The organism is Pleomorphomonas carboxyditropha (assembly GCF_002770725.1).
GTDB lineage: Bacteria > Pseudomonadota > Alphaproteobacteria > Rhizobiales > Pleomorphomonadaceae > Pleomorphomonas > Pleomorphomonas carboxyditropha.
The window spans coordinates 709,408-727,229 of record NZ_NQVN01000001.1 but is presented as its reverse complement, the minus strand read 5'-3'; the positions used below and the strand labels follow the sequence as shown (position 1 = coordinate 727,229).

The following is a 17,822-nucleotide window of genomic DNA, read 5'->3' as shown; positions in this document are numbered from 1 at the left end:
TGATGACGAAACTGAAGCTGGGGCCATTGCCCGACGACAAGCCCGTGAAGATCACGGTGGAGTTGCCTGCCGAACTCCATCGCAGCCTTGCCGACTATGCCGAGGTGCTGGCCCGCGAGACCGGTCAACCTGTGACCGATCCCGTGAAGCTGATTGTGCCGATGCTGGAGCGGTTCATCGCCACGGATCGCGGTTTCGCCAAGGCGCGGCGGACCGCTTCAGCCTAGATCGTGGCTTGCTTGCGCGCGATGTCCAGAAGCCCTCGAAGCGCCTTGCCGTTATTGTGTGGCGACCATACGGCCCCGAATGTGATCGGCTCCGGTTCGTCCATAATGGGGATGAAGGTGATACCAGACATGGTGATCCGGCTGGTAGCCTCACTGGCCAGCGTAACCCCATAATCGGCGGCAATCATCGACAAGAGCATGCAGCGATCCACGTCGCATCGCTGCACCTTCGGATGAAGGCCCCGTTCGGCGAACCTGCGCGCGATGTGGTCATGCTCCTGCGGTCCGGTCCCATCATAGCGAACCAGGAAGAGATCATCGCACAGATCGCGCCAGAACAGGCCTTTCGCATCCGCGCGAGGGTCGTTGTCCGACATGGCGACGAACAGGGATTCTGTCCAAAGCGGCCGCGAGTGGCAATCGGGGACTTCGGTTATCGCCGCCACAAAGGCCACGTCGAGCCGTCCGTCGCGCACCAGAAAGATCGCGTCTCGGGCTCGACCGTCGAACAGTTCCAACTCCACGCCTGGCCACTGTTTCCGGTAGCGGTGCAGCAACTCCGCCAGAAAGCCGGTAGCGATTGTCGTGGGCACGCCCATGCGGATGCGTCCGCACGCTCCGCCGCCGATCATGCCGGCGGTCTTTACCGCATAGTCGAGCTGCTCGATTCCATCGGCGACATGCACGAGAAAGAAGCGTCCAGCCTCAGTGAGCCGCACCCCTCGATGTCCTCGCTCAAACAACCGCACGCCCAGCGTTTCCTCCAATGCGCGAATACGCTCGCTGACCGAGGATTGGCTGACGCCAAGAGCGACGGCGGCATGGCGAAAGTTCAGGTGCTCCCCAACGGCTACGGCATGAATCAATGCCGCAAGAGGAATCCGCGTGCCGAGCACCTGATGCTGTCGGGTATGTTTGTCATCGATCTTCGACAGTTTTCTGCATGGCCGCCGCCTCATTCCGGCGCTCCATGGTCGAGCGCCGGTCTTGGCAGAAGATTGGTGACGATGTCATCCATCTCTCGTTGTGAGGCCACATCGAGATGAACGAACTCGGCGCTTCCTCCCTGGGCGACGCCTAGCCCGATACCGCTGGCAGCGCCAGTAAAGCGTACAATATAACCGGAAAAATCATAAGTGACGTTCATTGCCGATTTCCCTTTATCGTAAAAAGCGAAGGACAAAACCTCGCTTACGGTCAGTAGGCGATCTCGCCATTGACTAGGCCTCCAGACGCCCCGGACAGTTCCCGCTGGAAGATCTTTCGCGCTTCGGGGCTAACCACCGACATCGGCGCCGCAACGACCGTCCTCGCTGCGGACCCGGCCAGATTGACGGTGCCGATTGCCGCCATCCCGACGTGGTCGGCCAATGTCACCTGGCCGCCCTCGAGGGATTGCCCAGCCAGACGTTTCCCAAGGAGCCCAATAATTTCCGGACTATCGGCAAAGGCGTTGTGACCGAGGGCGTCCTTGGAACGCACGGTGCTGGTATCGATCACTGTGATCCCAAGGCTTTTCAGCACGTCGGTATAAGCGGTGGTATCGATACCGCCGACACGGTTGACGCCACCAGAGATCCATCTCGAAACCTCCAGGGCACGATCGCGCGTCGAGGCAAAAATGGTGAACTGCGGCCGCTTCGGTCCCATCTCTATGAGCTGACGGCGGAAGACGTCGACATCGATATCGGGCGACGCCAGCACGACGTTGCGGACCTTCGCCGGGATCGTCTTTTCGCGCATCGCGATCCCACGCAGAGCCTCCGCTGTCAGCCATGTCCCCATGGAATGGGCAAGGATCGTGATATCGCCGACGTCAGGGCTGCGGGCAGCCTGGATGATCAAATCCTCCAGGGCACGGCGTGAATAGTTCGTGCTTTCCTTGTCGTAGAGATAGCCGAGAACGCTGGCACGGGAGGGCCAGGTGAACAGGATCGGCGCGGCATCGGTTCCCGCGTCGTGGGTGATCTGGGCAAAACGAAAGACAGCATCGGCATAGGTGTTGTTGAACCCATGCACGAAGATGATCACCTGTCGCTTTGCATTACGGTTCTTGCGAAACCAGTTGAGCGCCTGCTGCTCTGAGCTGACCTTCTCGTCCTTGAGCACGGCGAACTCTTTCTCAGGGTTCGGGGGCACGCGCTTCGGCCACTGGACCTCCCCGACCTTTCTATTCTCATCCGGCGGGATGGAAACGGTAAGGTTGTTCAGCGAGATCGCCGTTCCGCGCTCGCCGGAATAAAGCTCGCCGGGATCAGCAGCGGGTTTTCGGGTGGTTGCGACCAGCATGTCGACGCGGCTTATATCGTTGGTCGTCACCGCCACGGGCTGAAGGACATTCTCCGGCCGGCCGGCGCAGCCGCCGAGCAGGGAAATAAGTAGCGGAAACACCAAGATGCGCCTTTCCCATGCGCGCGAACTGAGCGGGCAGGCTTTGGGTGCCGCAACGACATCCCGCGACGAGGGCCGCTGCCGCGGGGTCGTAAAATCAATTGTTTTCGACATCGCGGGGAATCCTGAACCAGGTCACGTAGAGAGCGGGAAGGAAGAGCAGGGTCAGGACAGTTCCGACGACGATGCCGCCCATCATGGCGTAAGCCATAGGCCCCCAAAACACTTCATGAGAAATAGGGATCAATGCCAGGGTTGCCGCTGCTGCCGTCAACATGATCGGCCGCATCCGGTGCTCGGTCGCCTCGATGACCGCCTTCCAGGTAGGAACTCCCGTCTTCCGCAGGTCTTCGATCTGGACGATCAGAATGACCGAGTTGCGGATAAGGATGCCGATCAGAGCAAGAACACCAAGGATCGCGACAAAGCCGAGCGGCGCGCGGCTAAGCAGCAAAGCTCCGACGACGCCGATTAGGGCCAGCGGAGCAACCGAAAACACCAGGAACAGCCGGTGGAAACTCTGGAGCTGGATCATCAGCAGCGTGGTCATGACGAAGATCATCACCGGGACCACCATGATGATCGGCGCTTGCGACTTGGCGCTTTCCTCCACCGTTCCGCCGACCGCGACGTCGTATCCCGGCGGCAACGAGGCCTTCAGCTCGTCGATCTTTGCTTCGAGTTGGTTGACGACCGTTGCAGGCTGGGTGCTGTCGTTTATACCGGCCTTGATCGTAATCGTGGGAATGCGGTCGCGCCGCCAGATCGTCGGCTGCTCGAGCTCGTAATCGAATCTCGCAACAGAAGAGAGTGGGATGGATTTACCGCTGGCGCTCGGCAACTGAAGGTCGAGCAGGTTGTCGATGGAGGCGCGTTCCTTTGCTTGTGCCCGCCCGACAACGTTGATCAGGTAGACCGCATCGCGCACCTGGGTCACGGTCCCACCCTGGACAACGCCATTGAGAGCGGTTGCGATGTCCTCCGACGAAACGCCAAGTTGCCGCGCCTTATCCTGAAGCACGTCGATTTTGACGACACGCGCCGGCTCGTTCCAGTCGAATACGAGGCCGGTCAGCGACGGATGCAACATGACGATACCGGCTGTTTTCTGCGCGAGTTCGCGGACCTTTTGGATGTCCGGCCCGGAGATGCGGTATTGAATCGGCCTTCCGACCGGTGGACCGATATCCAGCGTTTTTACGAAGGCATCGGTGCCTGGGAAGGTCTTGTGTAAATAAGCCTGCAGGTCGGCCTTGAGCTGGTCGCGAACGTCGAGGCTCTTCGACACGATGACGATTTGGCCGAAGGTCGGGTCGTCGGACTGCACGTCGAAGGAGAGAATGAAGCGCGGTGCACCGCGACCGATATAGCTCGACCAGTGATCGATGTCGGGATTTCCGATGAGCTTTTCGCGTTCGAACTGCGCGATCTGCCGGTTGGTCTCGGCAATCGAGCTGTTTTGCGGCAGGTTCCAGTCGACGATCAGTTCCGGACGATCGGAGGCAGGAAAGAATTGCTGTTGCACCAGGGACATGCCAGCGACCGAAAGGCCGAAGGCGGCAACCGTCGCGATGATGGTGATCCAGCGGAAACGTAGGCAAAGCTGGAGCAGCCAGGAGAAGAGCGCGCCGAAGCGGCTCTTATGATCCTCGTGCTTCTTCATCGTCTTTGGCAGGATCGTCACGCCGAGGAGCGGCGTGAACAGGACGGCAACGATCCAGGACACGGTGAGGGAAACCGCAAGCACGACGAAGAGTGTGAAGGTGAACTCGCCGGCATTGCTGTTGTTGAATCCGATCGGCAGAAAGCCCGCTACGGTGACGAGCGTTCCGGTCAGCATGGGGAAGGCGGTCGACGTGTAGACGAAGGTCGCGGCGTTTCGCAGATTGTCGCCGGCCTCCAGGCGGGCAACCATCATCTCGACGGCGATCATGGCGTCGTCGACCAGAAGGCCGAGCGCGATGATGAGCGCACCGAGCGAGATGCGCTGGAGAGAGATGCCGCAATACTGCATCACCATGAAGGTGATGGCCAGCACGAGCGGTATGGAGATCGCAACCACGAGCCCCGCTCGCAGACCAAGACTGATGAAGCTGATGGCGAGCACGATAGCCACGGCTTCGAAGAGGGCCTTCGTAAAACCCGAGACGGCCTGGTCGACTACCGCTGGCTGGTCGGACACGTGGCCAACCGAGACTCCTATGGGTAAGTCTTGAACGACATGAGACATCATGTCGTCCAACGCCTCGCCGAACTCGAGCAGATTGCCCCCCGCCTTCATACCGATCGCCAGCCCGATCGCCGGCTTGCCATTGAAGCGAAACAGCGACGATGGGGGGTCGACATAACCGCGCGTTATCGTTGCGACGTCGGTCAGCGGAAAGAAGCGATCGTTGATCCGCAGATTGATCGCACGGAGGTTTTCTTCAGAGAAGAAACGGCCGCCAACCCGCAACGCAATCCGTTCCGGACCGGCCTGGATGACACCCGACTGCGTGACAGCGTTCTGTTCGCTCAGTGTCTCGACGATGTCGGATTGATTGATGCCGAGTCCGGCGATTTTGCGGGTGGAGAATTCGAGATAGATTACCTCGTCCTGGGCGCCAATGATATCGACCTTGCCGACATTCGGCACTGTAAGGACCTTGGTGCGGGCATCCTCGACGAGATCGCGCAACTGCCTCTGATTCAAGCCGTCGGCGGTGAAGGCAAAGATGTTTCCGTAAACATCGCCGAATTGATCGTTGAAAAACGGTCCGACGATGCCTGACGGAAACTGCTGCTGGATATCGCCGATCATGTTGCGGACGCGTTGCCATGTCGCCGGGACATTGCGTGCCTGGGTGGTCGTCAGAAGATCAACGAAGATCGTGGTCTTGCCGGCGGTCGTGAGGCTCCGCGTCCGATCGAGGCTGTCGAGCTCCTGGAGCTTTTTCTCGATACGATCGGTGACCTGCTGGGTGACCTCTTCGGCCGAGGCCCCAGGCCACTGTGCCTGGATCACCATCGTCTTGATGGTAAAGGACGGATCCTCCTCGCGTCCGAGGTTGAGATAGGCGTACATGCCGGCGACCGCGAAAGCGATCATGAAATACCAGACGAAGGAACGATGTTCGAGCGCCCACTCCGAAAGATTGAAATTCTTCATTGGCGCAACTCCTGTCCAAGCCTGATCTTTTGTCCCTCCTGAAGTTCACTGACACCCGCGACCACAACACTTTCGTTTGTGTTCAGACCCGAAGAGACCCGCACCAGCGGGTCTTCCGGCCCGGGTTGATTTAGGAGAATGGCGCGGGCCGACACCGTCAGGGCATGCGGATCGATAACCCAGACGGCGGGGACGCCGTCCTTCTCGACGATAGCCGAGCGGGGCAGCACGACGTCGTGAGCCTGCCGGCCGTCTGTGAATGTGGCGGTTACGACCGCACCGAAGCGGAAGACGTCAGGCGCCGTGTCCAGGGCGATCTTCACCCTGTAGGTTCGGGTGTCCGTATCGGCCTGCGGAGCGATTTCGCGTACTCGTCCAGACGTCCGCAAGCGGTCGTCGAGTTGCAGCGCAATGTCGACACGAGTAGACGAACCGATAGACGAAACCTGCGCCTCAGGAACGTCGATGACGACATCGCGCTGGTCGAGGCGTGCAAGTTTCAGGACGGACTGTCCGGCTGTTACGGTCTGACCCACCTCAACGGAGGTCGAGGTGATCACGCCGTCGAACTCGGCCTCTATCCGAGCATAGCCAAGCTGCTCGTTGGTCTTGGCCAGATTGGCTTGCGCTTTCGTGACATTCGCCTCTGCCGATTTGAGGCCCTGCTCGGCAAGTTCGAGATCGGCCGCGCTGGCCGTGTTGGTTGCGGCGAGCATGCGCTTGCGTCGCTCGTTGATCGCGGCATTCTCCAGTTGGGCATTTGCATTTCTGAGATCAGCCTGGGCGCTAAGCACGGCGAGTTTCAGCGTGAGCGGGTCGATCTCCGCGAGAATGTCGCCCTTCCTGACGACGTCGCCTATCTCAACCTGCCGCGCGATGACACGGCCAAGAGCCCGGAAGGCGAGTTCAGTCTCGACGCGCGGCTGAACGACACCGGCAAAATCCAGGGCCTCGGAACGATCGGCGGCGACGTTCATCCAGATTACGGGTCGTGGCGGTGCGTTTTCCGCAGCAGCGGAATGATAGGGTAGGAAGGAGGCGCAGACCGTTACAATGACGAGCAGCATGGCCGAGGAGGGGTGCTTCATGTCAGTTGCCCTCCCAACTCACGACCTGCTCGGGTCGCAGAAACTTGCCGCCTTCCGTAACGACCAGTTCCTGTGCGGAGATCCCCTTTGCAGCGGTGAACTCGCCTGCCCGGTAACTTGCGACAGTGATGAGGCGAAGCGCGACGGTTCGCGTTGCTGCATCCACGATCCAAACTGCGGGCTTCCCGCCGTCCGACGTCATCGCGCTCCATGGCAGTGTGATTGCAGTGTCTGGAGGCGTGTGAAAAGCGCCGATCACGGACGTTCCAAGGGACCATTGGACATTATCGGGAAGCGCCAGTTTCACGCGAATCGTTCCGGTCGTCGTATCGATGACCGGCGCGACCTCTCTCACCTTTGCAGGGATACCACCGCCAGGATTCGAGACCGGCACCACGGTCGCCTTGTCGCCCGGTGACCCCGCCAGGAAAAATGCCTCGAAGACATCGAAGACCGCATCACGGGGACCGTCATGGGCGAGCGTTAAGGCAGGTTGTGCGGCTGATACGACCTGCCCGACCTCGACGCTGCGCGCAGTGATGATGCCGTCGGCATTGGCTTTGAGTTCGGTGTAAGAGAGTGCATCGCGAGCGATCGCCAGGGACGCTTTGGCGGATTCGAGCGACCCCTCTGCCGTTGCCAGCTCCTCCTTCGCCTGGTCGTAGGTCGACTGGGCGATTGCGCGTGTCTCCACCAATGTCTGAGAGCGCCGAAACGCGAGGTTCTTTTGATTGAGTGTCGCTTGCGCCGCCAGAAGACCAGCCTCAGCCGACTCCACGTCCGCGCGCTGCTCGGTGTCGTCGATCCGCGCAAGAACATCTCCGGCGTGCACATGTGAACCGATATCCACCCGCCGCTCTATGACCTTGCCGGCGGAGCGGAACGCGAGGTCGGTCTGTATGCGTGCTCGTATCTCGCCTGTGACGCCCGTGCTGCGCTGATGCTCGATCATTGCTGCGTGAATCACGCGTACCGATTGCGGTGGTGCGGCTGTTGTCTTGGCATTGTCGTCGCATGCGGCAAGCAACAGGCCGAGCAGACTGAGACCAATCATGCGGAACGGAATGGTGGAAAGGCGAACGTGATGCTTATACCTGCCGGCACTATGTCGCTCTTGCTTCTTCAAATAATTTCCGGTCAGAGTATGATCTCCTGCGATCGGTTGCGCGGCTGGGCGCCTACAGATTTCTGGCCCTCCGCGTTTCTCATGTCTTGACGACAGGACGCTTTCAGCCGCTGTGAGTGAAGCGGCTGGCGCAATGGACGTCCTCAGCTATCTGGCTTCGCGGGCCAACTCTTTGTCCAGTTGGTCCGCCGCCGAGCGCACCCCGGCCTTTGCCGCGTCGAGCCCCCCGAAATTGGCGGTGATGTCGAGCGCGTTGGCGCTCCTGCTCGCAACGTGGGCGTAGAGCAGGGTGCCGGTCTGGGCATCCTCAATCTCGACGGCATAGGACACCCAGCCGGAGAATGTGCCGCGACCGCCAGTGGCCTGGGCGCCCGCATTGACGACGAGGCCGACCGGCAGAACATGCGAAACGGTGGACAGCACCGGTGTGCTTGCTTCTGCACCGGTCAGTGTCAGCTTGGCGCGCAACGTACCCGGTCCGGGCTGTGCAACGAGTTGAAGGCGCCGGCCGAGGACCTTGGAAAATTCCTGATGCATGTAGCTGGCGAGTGCCTGTTGGTCGGTGGCCGACATCTTGCCGAATTGTGCGTCCGGCCCGGCGTAGATCGCTGTGGGTGGGATAATGACACTTCTATAGGCTGCGAAATTCGCATCCGGCCGACGGTAGGCATAAGGCCTCGTCTTGTCCGAGGTCGGGCGCAGAAACGCCGACGAAGACAGCGCTACAGACGGTGGCGGCGTTGTCGCACAGGCGGCGAGGGCGAGTGCCATCGCGCAAGTCGCCAGGCCACGCACCCAAATATTGGAAGGCCGCCTCCGAGGTGCCTGGGACGGACCGGAAATCGGAGTTGGACTATTTGCGCGATTATCCAAAGTTCACCTCATGTGCATGGCCCGCTGTCACGGTGTTTTCTTCACCGGCAGAATGGTCCTCAGCTTTTGAACGAAAATCCCGAGGCGGTGATCCGCCTCGGCCTGGCCTGCGTCATGGCTAACGATCCGGATATGAACGGGGACGGCGTGTGCTCATCTCCGGCTTGCGGTACGTCTTAACGCTCCACGACGCCCCTACGGAATTCGAGGCCGCCACCAGGCCGCCGCAAGATCGCGCCACCGGCGCAACGGTCTGGGCCGCATGCTCCTCGTGCTGCGGCGCCGCCGCCGTAAGGGCCGCGAACAACGGCAGAACCGCCGCATGCAGCTCCAACGCAGCCACCTCGCGCAACACCGCCGTAACCCGGGCCGCTGCGATAATAGGTGTTCCATTGTCCGTACCACGGCTGGCCGCCATAGTGGTTATTCCAGTAAGCCTGGTTGAAGGCGACAACGGTCAATCCGATCATCGGAATGAGCGCCGGCGAAAGAGCTACTGTTTGGCCCTGATAGTAGATGCTGACATAGTTGGAAGAGACCCAGCCGCGTGCCCCTCCCCATGAGACGTCGCACCAGGAGGCCGCGTCGAGACATCCATAGATGGTCAGAGCTGCACTGGGCGGCATTGTCATGACGATCGGATACCATGTCCCCGGTCCGGCCCTTAGGTTGACGCTGGAAACTGTCGCGCCTCGCGTTGCCGCCAACGCGGGGCCGGACATCACGGCCACCAACACTGCCGCAAATGCGCCAAGCACATAGCGGCGCGTGGGCCACATTTTTCTGTTCATGCCTTTCTCCTTTTGAAGTGATCAATCCCGTGCGTTGGGCATTCGGCCACACCGGTGAAATTTGTCCGGGCGTTTACAGGATCGAATACGCTCCAACGATTTTCCTCCGGGCTGTCATCGGGATCGGCAGAGCGATAATTGCTGATGCATCTCTCCCTCGAAGCCATCATGTCGGCGACGCACAGCTCGTATCCGTCCTCGTCGGCATACAGAGTGACGCAAACGGTATTCGGCATTCCGTTTTCCATCGGGAAGCAGAGCGCCTCGGTGGATTCGTTCGCCCATGGGATAGTGACGGTCCGCTCGCGGGCAGCCGCGCTAACAGAGACGGAAATGCCGGCAAGCAGCATCAACGCAAAGAAGGTAAAACCGCTCCTCTTATCCATTGTCCCTCGCTTGTAATCCTGAATAGAGGGTCGATGTCCGAGGCAGTTTCTTTCTTGCCACGGTGCGAAAGACAATTATCAGCAATCGCCATCCGGCCTGTTGCCAAGGGTTCGAGGCAACGGGGCATTCTGAAAGATTGACCTATTCCATAACTGGTTGGCGCTGAGGCAAAGGGTCCTTGGCCGCGCCAGCGCTGCGGTGGGTTTCGGTCGGTATTTTTCAATCATCAGCAGCTTCCCCGAATGGATGAATTGCTACTGATACGAAGTGCGCCGCCCGATGCGACATTCCGGCTGGATTTTTTTTCGGGGCTGCCATTCAGATCTGAGATCTCATAGTGAGCAGCAGCCGTGGAAGGACATGCAAAAGAGCTGGTCCAGTTGGCGCAGATGATCGTCCGGCCGTTTCTGGAAGAGCGTGTTGGCGAGGTCTCTCAGGATGGATCAGGTATGCAGCCGCTGCCGACCCGGCTGATGGCAGGGCTGGCAAGCATACATTCAACTTGTCGGATGATGGGGTTTGCGTCCGCTACCACGACAGTCCGTCAGACCGTCTAAAAACTCTTGATGCGGATGATTGATGATCTGGCGGCAATACCACGCGTCACTTGATCAAGACTCACCTCAAGGATTTTAGGACGGTTCAGAGCTTGGGCAGTTGCTGTGGCGTTTCTCCGAAAACTCTGTCGTAGAGGGGGAGTACCGTCGATCTTCTCAACGGAAATGGCACGAAGTGTCCACAGTCGAACAAGGCCACGTTAACAGGGGCGTTCCGCTTCACGATCTCTGCGAATCTAATCGCTTGGTCCACAGGCGCACGGTCATCGTGCCGCCCATGCAGAATGCGGGTTTCCGTTCGAATTTTGTCAGCGTGGAGAAATGCTGAACGAGCTGAAAATGCTTCTGGCGTAGTGCCTGCCTCGGCCTCGATATTTGCGCGGATACCCGGAATAGTTTTTCCATAAGCCGATTCCAGATCATAGATGCCCGCTACGAGGATAACTCCACCGAGTGTTGGTTCCTGAGAGGCGACCATCGCCCCCGCTATCGCGCCACGGCTGACCCCATAGAGTATGGTTGCCGAGCGCCCGACATCATGTTCCTGTTCAAAATGATCGAGTACCATCCGGATTGCGAATTGTGTCTTGGGGCCGCAGAAGTCCGGAGGCCCGCTGGAACCTCCATAGCCGGGTTGTGACACAGAGGCCGCGATGATCGAACGCCAGGTTGCCAGACGTGCCAACGTTCCATCTTCGGCCATGCCGCGGCCACCTATGCGAGGGCTATCCTGATGGCCGTGGACAAAGAGAATAGCACCTCGCAATGAACTGTCAGAAGCGGGCCGAGCAACAAACAGTTCGAGAGTTTTCTGCTCTCCCAATTCCAACAAAACGGGCTGTTGATCAGCAGTCATATTATTCCGTCCAGTATCGCAAAACCCGCAGATGGATGAATTGCTACTGATACGAAGTGCACCGCCCGATGCGACATTCCGGCTGGATTTTTTCGGAGCGCCATTCATATCTGAGATCTTATGGTGAGCGGCAGTCAGGGAAGGACAATGGCTCTTCTACAGGAGACCCTTTCGGTGGTGGTCAAGACCGGTGCGATGAAGCCGTCGGACACGCGGCAGGCGATCGTGCGATAACTGATCGGTCTGGCCCACGCTGGATCGGCGACTGTTACGGAACGCGCAGTATTCCCTTTGCCTTTTGGTCGGCAACCACCGTGCGCCTTCCTTCGGGGGAGATTTGACCAATCGCATCCACCAATGGACCGCCGATTGCGTCCATGAACTCCGTCCAGGCGGACTGCGTTGCACTGAGGGCCGCCAGGGTTGCGACAGGATCATACGGATCAGCAGACATCTGTTTCAGCATTTCTTGCCGAGCCTCGGTAACTTTCCTCACGGCTCGCGCATATCGCGGTTCTTCCTTGAGAAGACTCTGACGGAACAACCTGGCGTCTGAAGCAGGAAGAGTCGCTTCCGCAACAGCCAGAATGCGAGCCAGAGGATCATCACCTCTTTGAACCTCCGGTGTCACACGCAGCATTTGCCCCCCCAGGAAAGCGAGAAGGAACATGTTCAACACGAGCGAGACGGGAAGAGCAATTCGCAACCATTTTCTTGTGCCATCCTGTGTTTGAACCATATTGCTGTTCATTCCATGAAAATTGGGATCGATGCGATCTGAAGTGTAGAGAGCAGGTCACCGGAGGCGGGTAAGCTCGGGAAATGCATCCCGATGAAAAGACCTGCCGCCACCGCGATTCCGCCGCTGGAGGAAAGACCGATCCAATTCAGATCGGGCCATAGTCCGCGAACATGCGCAAAAAGCCGTGCACCGAACCGGGAAGGTCCGGATGGTGCCGGCGCTATTCGCGCAGCGACGTTCGTTCTCAGGCGCACCAAGGCGGCATTGCGTTCGCCCGGCGGCCACAGGGAGATCTCTTGATGCCTGCGCGCCGCCGCGAGCGCATCATCCATCAAGCGCTCCTCCGCAAGAACGGCGCGCGCCACTTTCGAGCTGCCCAGCAGAGCCAGCGCATCGCTCCGCTCCTCGACGGGCCACAGATCGATGTTCGCTCCGTAACTTCGCGCCAGCGACGTAAAGCGTTCGATCTTCATAGCTATTCTCCCTGTTTATCATGCTGTGCCAGCAATCGTTCACGAAGTGTGGTTCTAGCACGGGCAAGCAGACGCTCTATTGCTTTGGCAGACAGGCCAAGAATACGTCCCGCCTCAGCGCCGGATACACCTTCCTCGTAGACGAGTATCATCGCGGCCTGCTGGCTGGCAGGCAATGCCCGTATAGCTGCAACCAGGGCGGCATCGCGCTCGGCATTCGACAAAATCTCGTCTGCTGCGGCTCCCGGGTCAACAGCGTCGAAGTTCTCTGGAAGGGATTCCGGCTTTTTACGGCGGCGGCTATCAATACAGAGATTGACGACGATCTGGTAAATCCAAGTTCTAAACTGAGCGCGCTTTGGGTTAAAGCGGTCAGCTTGATGCCACACCTTGACCATTGCATCCTGGGCGATGTCCTCAGCATCGCGAAAATTTGGGATTAGGCGGCTTGCAACGCTTAGAACAAACGAACCGTGACGAACAACGATTTCATCGAAGGCTCTCCGGTCTCCTTGCGCCGACCAGAACAGGAGCTCGTCATCAGTAGCCTTGTTATAAGCCCGGGGTTCGACCATGCCCGCGCCCAAATTCCACTTGATCAGCAGCGCGAGCGCGTCCCATTCGAATTCCATCTCCCGCCATGGCCTGCCAATTCCTGTGCCCGCATGTGCGTTGCTCGCTTTTCCCGGCTCTTGCACCTTATACGGGGCGCGCACCTGTTTCCCCCTCATGCGATCGAGATTTTGCGCGGCAATCCCGATAGGCACGCGGGCGATCAAGCAGACGGGAGTTGCATGGCCGCAGGTTCAACGGTCGCAGGCAGATCGCATCGTCGCCCTACATAAGACCAAGTGCATGCTTTGACAGCCGCATCACGCTTACTCTCGGTTCTCCGGTTGAGGGTAGCGAGCAAGCATCAATCTGCAAAGGAAATTGACGATGAAGCCCCTGAACAATACACCAGCTTGGATATCCGTGTCGGCATTGACACCTTGGGCAGCGATATTAGGCCGCGCGCAAGCCTGTGCCGCTCGGGGAGCATTCTTGGTCTGATTCTTTTTGTTATGTTCGCGGCGCCGGTTCAGCAAAAAATCTGAACAGTGCGTGGGGTGCCGCCAGCGCACAGGTGTAAATGCGGCACGCTACACACCACCGATCCCCCTCCATGGTCCGCATAATTCCGGGGCTTCCAGCCACCGGATTCCAGCGGACCACGGAGGATTCCATGTGTGCAGAACGCCGCCGCACCCAACGGGGCCGCCCACACCAGCCGGACCCCAGAATGCTACCTGACGATCTTTACGATTATAGTGACGATCCCGCGCCGCGCATCAGCCCGCCGCGTGGAAGCCCACCGCATGTCTTCGATGTCGAGAAGCTGCCGGTCATAGACGACTGGCCCGATGAAGTGCCGATCACCGAGGCCGAGATTCAAGTGTTTGAGCGCTGGTTCGCCGATGTTTTCGACGAGATGTTCGGGGCGCTCGAACTTCCAAAAGGCTTGAACATATTATCTCGTGATGATAATGATAAACCCTGACGTAAACAGGGTCAATTGCCGTGACGACTCTGAAAGTTGGGATCGCCGAACCAGAAGAAATGAAGGCCCGCTCCATGCGGATCGGGCGCGGCGAGGAAAAGCCGGCGCCCGGCGAGCCGACCGTCTGGTTCGCATCCACCGAGTCCTTCGCCCGGCTTCTCTCGGCGAGCAATCGAGAGCTGCTGCGCATCATCCATGAACAGAAGCCTGGCTCGCTGGACGAACTGGCGCGGATCACAGGACGCGCCACCCCCAATGTCTCGCGCACCCTCAAGAAGATGGAGAGTTTCGGCCTTGTCCGCATGGAGAAGGGCCAGGGACTCAAGCTGGTCCCCAAGGTCATTCATGACCGCGTGGAGCTGGTCTTGCCCCTGATCGAGCCTCGCAAGTCGAAAGGAACCCGCAAATGAACGCACAATCGCCCAACGTCGCCGTGCGGGCGGCCCTTTACCTGCGCGTCTCGACTGCCCGTCAGGCCGAGCATGACGTGTCCATCCCCGACCAGCGCAAGCAGGGTGAAGCCTATTGCGCGGCGCGCGGCTACCAGCTCGTTGACGTGTTTGTCGAGCCGGGCAACACCGCGACGAACGATCGCCGGCCCGAGTTTCAACGCATGATCGAGGAAGGCACCTCGAAGCCCGCGCCGTTCGACGTCGTGCTGGTTCACAGCTTCTCGCGCTTCTTCCGCGATGCTTTCGACATGGAATATTACTACCGGAAGCTCGCCAAGAACGGCGTCCGGCTCATTTCGATCACGCAAGAGTTGGGAGACGATCCGATCCACGACATGATGCGGCGGATCATGGCGCTGTTCGACGAATATCAGTCGAAGGAAAACGGCAAGCACGTCACGCGCGCGCTGAAGGAGAATGCGAGGCAGGGCTTCTGGAATGGCGCGCTACCGCCTGTCGGCTACCGTGTCGTGGCAGCGGAGCAACGCGGAACGAAGACCAAGAAGAAGCTGGAACTCGACCCACTGCATGCGGACACCATTCGCCTGATCTTCCGCCTCGCGCTGGAGGGCGAAGGCTCATCCGGCCAGATGGGAGTTAAGGCGATCGTCAAGCATCTTAACGGCAAGGGCATCTTCACCCGCGACGGTGGGCGTTGGGGCATCGGTCAGGTCCATCGCGTCCTGACCCGCCGCACCTACATCGGCGAACACGAGTGGGGACGGCGCAGCAAGCACAATGACGCGCAATCGCCCGACGACATTGTTGTCGTCCCGGTTCCTCCAATCATCGACCGCGAGACGTTCGACGCGGTGCAGAAGCTCCTACAGGCCCGCAACCCGAAAACCGAGCTGCCTGCCCGCGTCGTCATCGGGCCGACCCTGCTAACCGGCATCTGCTACTGCGGCAATTGCGGTGGCGCGATGACCATCCGCACCGGCAAGGGCGGCCGCTACCGCTACTACGCCTGCTCGATCAAGGCGCGGCAGGGCGAAACCGGCTGCAAGGGCCGCGCGATCCCCATGGACAAGCTCGACGACATGGTGATCAATCATATCGAGAACCGCTTGCTCGATCCCGACCGTCTGGAAAAGCTGCTTGGCAGCATTCTTGGACGCCGCGAGGATCAGGCCGAGCGGCGCCGCGAACACATTGCCTCTCTACAGCGGCAGGCGACCGAATCGGAATCGCGTCTCAAGCGGCTCTATGACGCCATCGAGGCGGGCGTTGCCGATCTGGACGACCCGGCGCTGAAGGAGCGGATCGCTGGCCTGAAGGTTCTCCGCGATCAGGCGCGGGCCGACGCCGATCGGGCGCAGGCCCTGCTCGAAAATCCCGGCCACAGCACCCTCAGCCCCGCAATGATCGAAGGGTTTGCCCACCGCGCGCGGGAGCGCATTCGCGGCCACGAGGGCGGCTATCGGCGGGATCACCTGCGCGCGCTGGCGCAGCGCGTCGAGGTCGCAGACGACGCAATTCGCATCGTGGGATCAAAATCGGAGCTGCTGAGGACGCTTATTGCTGGTCAAGGGCGGCAATCGGCGGCGAGTGGCGTGCCCAGAGGCGGACTGAAATGGCGGACGGAGTGAGATTCGAACTCACGGAGGGCTTGCACCCTCGGCGGTTTTCAAGACCGCTGCCTTAAACCACTCGGCCATCCGTCCTGCGCTTGCCGGCGCGCCGCGACCATGTCGGCTTTTCGGGTGCTTTGCAAGGGATTCGCTCCAGGCCGGCGCTCACTCGCGCAAGCGGAGGAGCCGCGCCTTTTCGCGGTTCCAGTCGCGTTCCTTGGTCGCCTGCCGCTTGTCGTGCAGCTTCTTGCCTTCGGCCACGGATATCTCGCACTTGGCCATGCCGCGCTCGTTGAAATAGAGCCTGAGCGGCACGATGGTCATGCCCTGGCGCTGGATCGAAGTGATCAGCCGGTCGATCTGCTTGCGATGCAGCAGCAGCTTGCGCGGCCGCCTCAGCTCGTGGTTGAAGCGGTTGCCCTGGAGATATTCGGGAATATGGGCGTTGTAGAGGTAGACCTCGCTGCCGGCGACGCCGACGTAGGCCTCGCCGAGGTTGATGCGGCCGGCCCTGAGGCTCTTCACCTCCGTGCCGACCAGCATGATGCCCGCCTCGAGCTTCTCGCCGAGCGCATAGTGATAGCGCGCCGCCCGGTTGTCGGCGACGATCTTCCGGTTGGGATCGGCCTTTTTCTTCTTCTGCGCCATCACCTGTCGTCCGTCAGCTCAGGAGGCCGGCGTGCTCGAGCGCCTTGCGCAGCGCCGCTTCCGTCGACGGCGCCACCGGCACCAGCGGCAGGCGCAGCTCGTTGCGCATCTTGTCGATCAGCGACAGGGCGTATTTGGCGCCCTGCGGGTTGGGCTCGATGAACAGCGCATGATGCAGCGGGAACAGCTTGTCCTGGATCGACAGCGCTTGCCCGAAGTCGCCCGCCAGACAGGCGTTCTGGAACTCGGCGCAAAGCCGCGGCGCGACGTTGGCGGTCACCGAAATGCAGCCGTGGCCGCCGTGCGCCATGAAGGCCAGCGCCGTGCCGTCCTCGCCCGATAGCTGGATGAAGCCGGGGCCCATCGCCTGCCGCTGGGCGGACACACGCTCCAGCTTCGCCGTGGCGTCCTTGACGCCGACGATGTTCCTGAGCTCGTTGAGCCGGGCCATCGTCTCCACCGACATGTCGATCACCGACCGGCCGGGGATGTTGTAGATGAAGATCGGCAGGCCGACGGCGTCGTTGATCGCCTTGAAGTGCCGGTAGAGGCCCTCCTGGTTCGGCTTGTTGTAATAGGGCGTGACGACCAGAAGCGCGTTCGCCCCCGCCTTCTCGGCGAACTGGGCGAGATCGATGGCCTCGGCCGTGTTGTTGGAGCCGGCGCCGGCGATCACCGGCACGCGGCCGGCCGTCACCTTGATGCAGGCCTCGACCACCCGTTTGTGCTCGTCATGGCTGAGCGTCGGGCTCTCGCCCGTGGTTCCCACCGGAACCAGGCCGTGGCTGCCTTCCGTGATCTGCCAGTCGACGAAAGCCTCGAAGGCCTCCCAATCGATGGCGCCGTCGCGGAAAGGCGTGACGAGCGCGGTGATCGATCCCTTGAACATGATCCCTCTTCATGATGGACTGCGCAGGATGCGAAAGTGCACCCCGGTCCGCAGCCGGCGGAC

19 protein-coding genes, 1 tRNA gene and 1 pseudogene are annotated in these 17,822 nt (G+C 60.3%); 5 read left to right on the top strand and 16 right to left on the bottom strand.

The annotated features are described in order from the left end of the window. Positions 1-2: 2 nt before the first annotated feature. Positions 3-227 (top strand): DUF2274 domain-containing protein, encoded by a 225-nt coding sequence (locus CJ014_RS03430; RefSeq protein ID WP_100079083.1) that lies wholly within the window; start codon positions 3-5, stop codon positions 225-227. Here the strand turns inward: CJ014_RS03430 and CJ014_RS03425 are convergent. From CJ014_RS03425 to CJ014_RS03385, 9 genes are all read right to left on the bottom strand, one after another. Further along, a complete protein-coding gene (locus CJ014_RS03425; RefSeq protein WP_100079082.1) occupies positions 224-1,186 on the bottom strand; it encodes a LysR family transcriptional regulator in 963 nt (320 codons plus the stop codon). The genes CJ014_RS03430 and CJ014_RS03425 overlap by 4 nt on opposite strands. Next, complete coding sequence (locus tag CJ014_RS03420; protein WP_100079081.1) at positions 1,183-1,374, bottom strand: hypothetical protein; 192 nt, start codon at positions 1,372-1,374, stop codon at positions 1,183-1,185. The genes CJ014_RS03425 and CJ014_RS03420 overlap by 4 nt, the downstream gene beginning before the upstream one ends. A 50-nt stretch (positions 1,375-1,424) precedes the next feature. Next, positions 1,425-2,732, bottom strand: coding sequence for an alpha/beta hydrolase (locus CJ014_RS03415; RefSeq protein WP_100079080.1), 1,308 nt, complete (start codon positions 2,730-2,732; stop codon positions 1,425-1,427). After that, a complete protein-coding gene (locus tag CJ014_RS03410; protein WP_100079079.1) occupies positions 2,716-5,766 on the bottom strand; it encodes an efflux RND transporter permease subunit in 3,051 nt (1,016 codons plus the stop codon). The genes CJ014_RS03415 and CJ014_RS03410 overlap by 17 nt, the downstream gene beginning before the upstream one ends. Beyond that, positions 5,763-6,854, bottom strand: coding sequence for an efflux RND transporter periplasmic adaptor subunit (locus CJ014_RS03405; RefSeq protein ID WP_245427041.1), 1,092 nt, complete (start codon positions 6,852-6,854; stop codon positions 5,763-5,765). Before CJ014_RS03405 ends, CJ014_RS03410 begins: the two co-directional genes overlap by 4 nt. 1 nt (position 6,855) lies before the next feature. Beyond that, positions 6,856-7,980: an efflux RND transporter periplasmic adaptor subunit gene (locus tag CJ014_RS03400; protein WP_341769959.1), complete on the bottom strand. Its 1,125-nt coding sequence runs from the start codon at positions 7,978-7,980 to the stop codon at positions 6,856-6,858. Positions 7,981-8,127: 147 nt separating this feature from the next. After that, a complete protein-coding gene (locus CJ014_RS03395) occupies positions 8,128-8,751 on the bottom strand; it encodes a DUF3313 domain-containing protein (RefSeq protein WP_245427038.1) in 624 nt (207 codons plus the stop codon). A gap of 278 nt (positions 8,752-9,029) precedes the next feature. Next, positions 9,030-9,644, bottom strand: a complete 615-nt coding sequence (locus CJ014_RS03390; RefSeq protein WP_100079077.1) for an SH3 domain-containing protein — start codon at positions 9,642-9,644, stop codon at positions 9,030-9,032. Further along, positions 9,641-10,030, bottom strand: coding sequence for a hypothetical protein (locus CJ014_RS03385; RefSeq protein WP_100079076.1), 390 nt, complete (start codon positions 10,028-10,030; stop codon positions 9,641-9,643). Before CJ014_RS03385 ends, CJ014_RS03390 begins: the two co-directional genes overlap by 4 nt. A 369-nt stretch (positions 10,031-10,399) precedes the next feature. Here CJ014_RS03385 and CJ014_RS28110 point away from each other — a divergent pair. Beyond that, a pseudogene (locus CJ014_RS28110) lies at positions 10,400-10,575 on the top strand (IS5/IS1182 family transposase); the annotation flags it as partial. A 98-nt stretch (positions 10,576-10,673) separates the two neighbouring features. Here CJ014_RS28110 and CJ014_RS03375 read toward each other — a convergent pair. The 4 genes from CJ014_RS03375 to CJ014_RS03360 form a co-directional block, all read right to left on the bottom strand. Then, positions 10,674-11,444 carry an alpha/beta hydrolase family protein gene (locus CJ014_RS03375; RefSeq protein WP_245427035.1) on the bottom strand — a complete coding sequence of 257 codons (771 nt, stop codon included), beginning with the start codon at positions 11,442-11,444 and terminating at the stop codon, positions 10,674-10,676. Positions 11,445-11,712: 268 nt separating this feature from the next. Continuing rightward, complete coding sequence (locus tag CJ014_RS03370; RefSeq protein WP_245427033.1) at positions 11,713-12,195, bottom strand: periplasmic heavy metal sensor; 483 nt, start codon at positions 12,193-12,195, stop codon at positions 11,713-11,715. Further along, complete coding sequence (locus CJ014_RS03365) at positions 12,192-12,659, bottom strand: hypothetical protein (protein WP_100079074.1); 468 nt, start codon at positions 12,657-12,659, stop codon at positions 12,192-12,194. Before CJ014_RS03365 ends, CJ014_RS03370 begins: the two co-directional genes overlap by 4 nt. A 2-nt stretch (positions 12,660-12,661) precedes the next feature. Then, the gene (locus tag CJ014_RS03360) at positions 12,662-13,438 is read right to left on the bottom strand and encodes a sigma-70 family RNA polymerase sigma factor (RefSeq protein WP_245427030.1); all 777 of its coding nucleotides are present in this window, start codon (positions 13,436-13,438) and stop codon (positions 12,662-12,664) included. Positions 13,439-13,941: 503 nt separating this feature from the next. Here CJ014_RS03360 and CJ014_RS03355 point away from each other — a divergent pair. Genes CJ014_RS03355 through CJ014_RS03345 form a run of 3 tightly spaced genes read left to right on the top strand, consistent with a single transcriptional unit; the run spans position 13,942 to position 16,240 of the window. After that, complete coding sequence (locus tag CJ014_RS03355; RefSeq protein ID WP_100079072.1) at positions 13,942-14,199, top strand: hypothetical protein; 258 nt, start codon at positions 13,942-13,944, stop codon at positions 14,197-14,199. Between the two features lie 20 nt (positions 14,200-14,219). Further along, positions 14,220-14,609: an HVO_A0114 family putative DNA-binding protein gene (locus CJ014_RS03350; protein WP_100079071.1), complete on the top strand. Its 390-nt coding sequence runs from the start codon at positions 14,220-14,222 to the stop codon at positions 14,607-14,609. Next, positions 14,606-16,240: a recombinase family protein gene (locus tag CJ014_RS03345; protein ID WP_100079070.1), complete on the top strand. Its 1,635-nt coding sequence runs from the start codon at positions 14,606-14,608 to the stop codon at positions 16,238-16,240. The genes CJ014_RS03350 and CJ014_RS03345 overlap by 4 nt, the downstream gene beginning before the upstream one ends. Here CJ014_RS03345 and CJ014_RS03340 read toward each other — a convergent pair. From CJ014_RS03340 to dapA, 3 genes are all read right to left on the bottom strand, one after another. Beyond that, positions 16,226-16,315, bottom strand: a tRNA-Ser gene (locus CJ014_RS03340). The genes CJ014_RS03345 and CJ014_RS03340 overlap by 15 nt on opposite strands. Positions 16,316-16,387: 72 nt before the next feature. After that, the gene (smpB, locus tag CJ014_RS03335; RefSeq protein WP_100079069.1) at positions 16,388-16,870 is read right to left on the bottom strand and encodes an SsrA-binding protein SmpB; all 483 of its coding nucleotides are present in this window, start codon (positions 16,868-16,870) and stop codon (positions 16,388-16,390) included. Between the two features lie 13 nt (positions 16,871-16,883). Beyond that, entirely contained in the window at positions 16,884-17,759 is an 876-nt protein-coding gene (dapA, locus tag CJ014_RS03330) for a 4-hydroxy-tetrahydrodipicolinate synthase (RefSeq protein WP_100079068.1), read from the bottom strand. Positions 17,760-17,822 lie beyond the last annotated feature (63 nt).

Excerpts from the sequence above, each read along its gene's own strand:
- CJ014_RS03430 (WP_100079083.1), top strand. The coding sequence starts at position 3 with ATGACGAAACTGAAGCTGGGGCCATTGCCCGACGACAAGCCCGTGAAG.
- CJ014_RS03425 (WP_100079082.1), bottom strand. The coding sequence starts at position 1,186 with ATGAGGCGGCGGCCATGCAGAAAACTGTCGAAGATCGATGACAAACAT.
- CJ014_RS03420 (WP_100079081.1), bottom strand. The coding sequence starts at position 1,374 with ATGAACGTCACTTATGATTTTTCCGGTTATATTGTACGCTTTACTGGC.
- CJ014_RS03415 (WP_100079080.1), bottom strand. The coding sequence starts at position 2,732 with ATGTCGAAAACAATTGATTTTACGACCCCGCGGCAGCGGCCCTCGTCG.
- CJ014_RS03410 (WP_100079079.1), bottom strand. The coding sequence starts at position 5,766 with ATGAAGAATTTCAATCTTTCGGAGTGGGCGCTCGAACATCGTTCCTTC.
- CJ014_RS03405 (WP_245427041.1), bottom strand. The coding sequence starts at position 6,854 with ATGAAGCACCCCTCCTCGGCCATGCTGCTCGTCATTGTAACGGTCTGC.
- CJ014_RS03395 (WP_245427038.1), bottom strand. The coding sequence starts at position 8,751 with ATGGCACTCGCCCTCGCCGCCTGTGCGACAACGCCGCCACCGTCTGTA.
- CJ014_RS03390 (WP_100079077.1), bottom strand. The coding sequence starts at position 9,644 with ATGAACAGAAAAATGTGGCCCACGCGCCGCTATGTGCTTGGCGCATTT.
- CJ014_RS03385 (WP_100079076.1), bottom strand. The coding sequence starts at position 10,030 with ATGGATAAGAGGAGCGGTTTTACCTTCTTTGCGTTGATGCTGCTTGCC.
- CJ014_RS03375 (WP_245427035.1), bottom strand. The coding sequence starts at position 11,444 with ATGACTGCTGATCAACAGCCCGTTTTGTTGGAATTGGGAGAGCAGAAA.
- CJ014_RS03370 (WP_245427033.1), bottom strand. The coding sequence starts at position 12,195 with ATGAACAGCAATATGGTTCAAACACAGGATGGCACAAGAAAATGGTTG.
- CJ014_RS03365 (WP_100079074.1), bottom strand. The coding sequence starts at position 12,659 with ATGAAGATCGAACGCTTTACGTCGCTGGCGCGAAGTTACGGAGCGAAC.
- CJ014_RS03355 (WP_100079072.1), top strand. The coding sequence starts at position 13,942 with ATGCTACCTGACGATCTTTACGATTATAGTGACGATCCCGCGCCGCGC.
- CJ014_RS03345 (WP_100079070.1), top strand. The coding sequence starts at position 14,606 with ATGAACGCACAATCGCCCAACGTCGCCGTGCGGGCGGCCCTTTACCTG.
- smpB (WP_100079069.1), bottom strand. The coding sequence starts at position 16,870 with ATGGCGCAGAAGAAGAAAAAGGCCGATCCCAACCGGAAGATCGTCGCC.
- dapA (WP_100079068.1), bottom strand. The coding sequence starts at position 17,759 with ATGTTCAAGGGATCGATCACCGCGCTCGTCACGCCTTTCCGCGACGGC.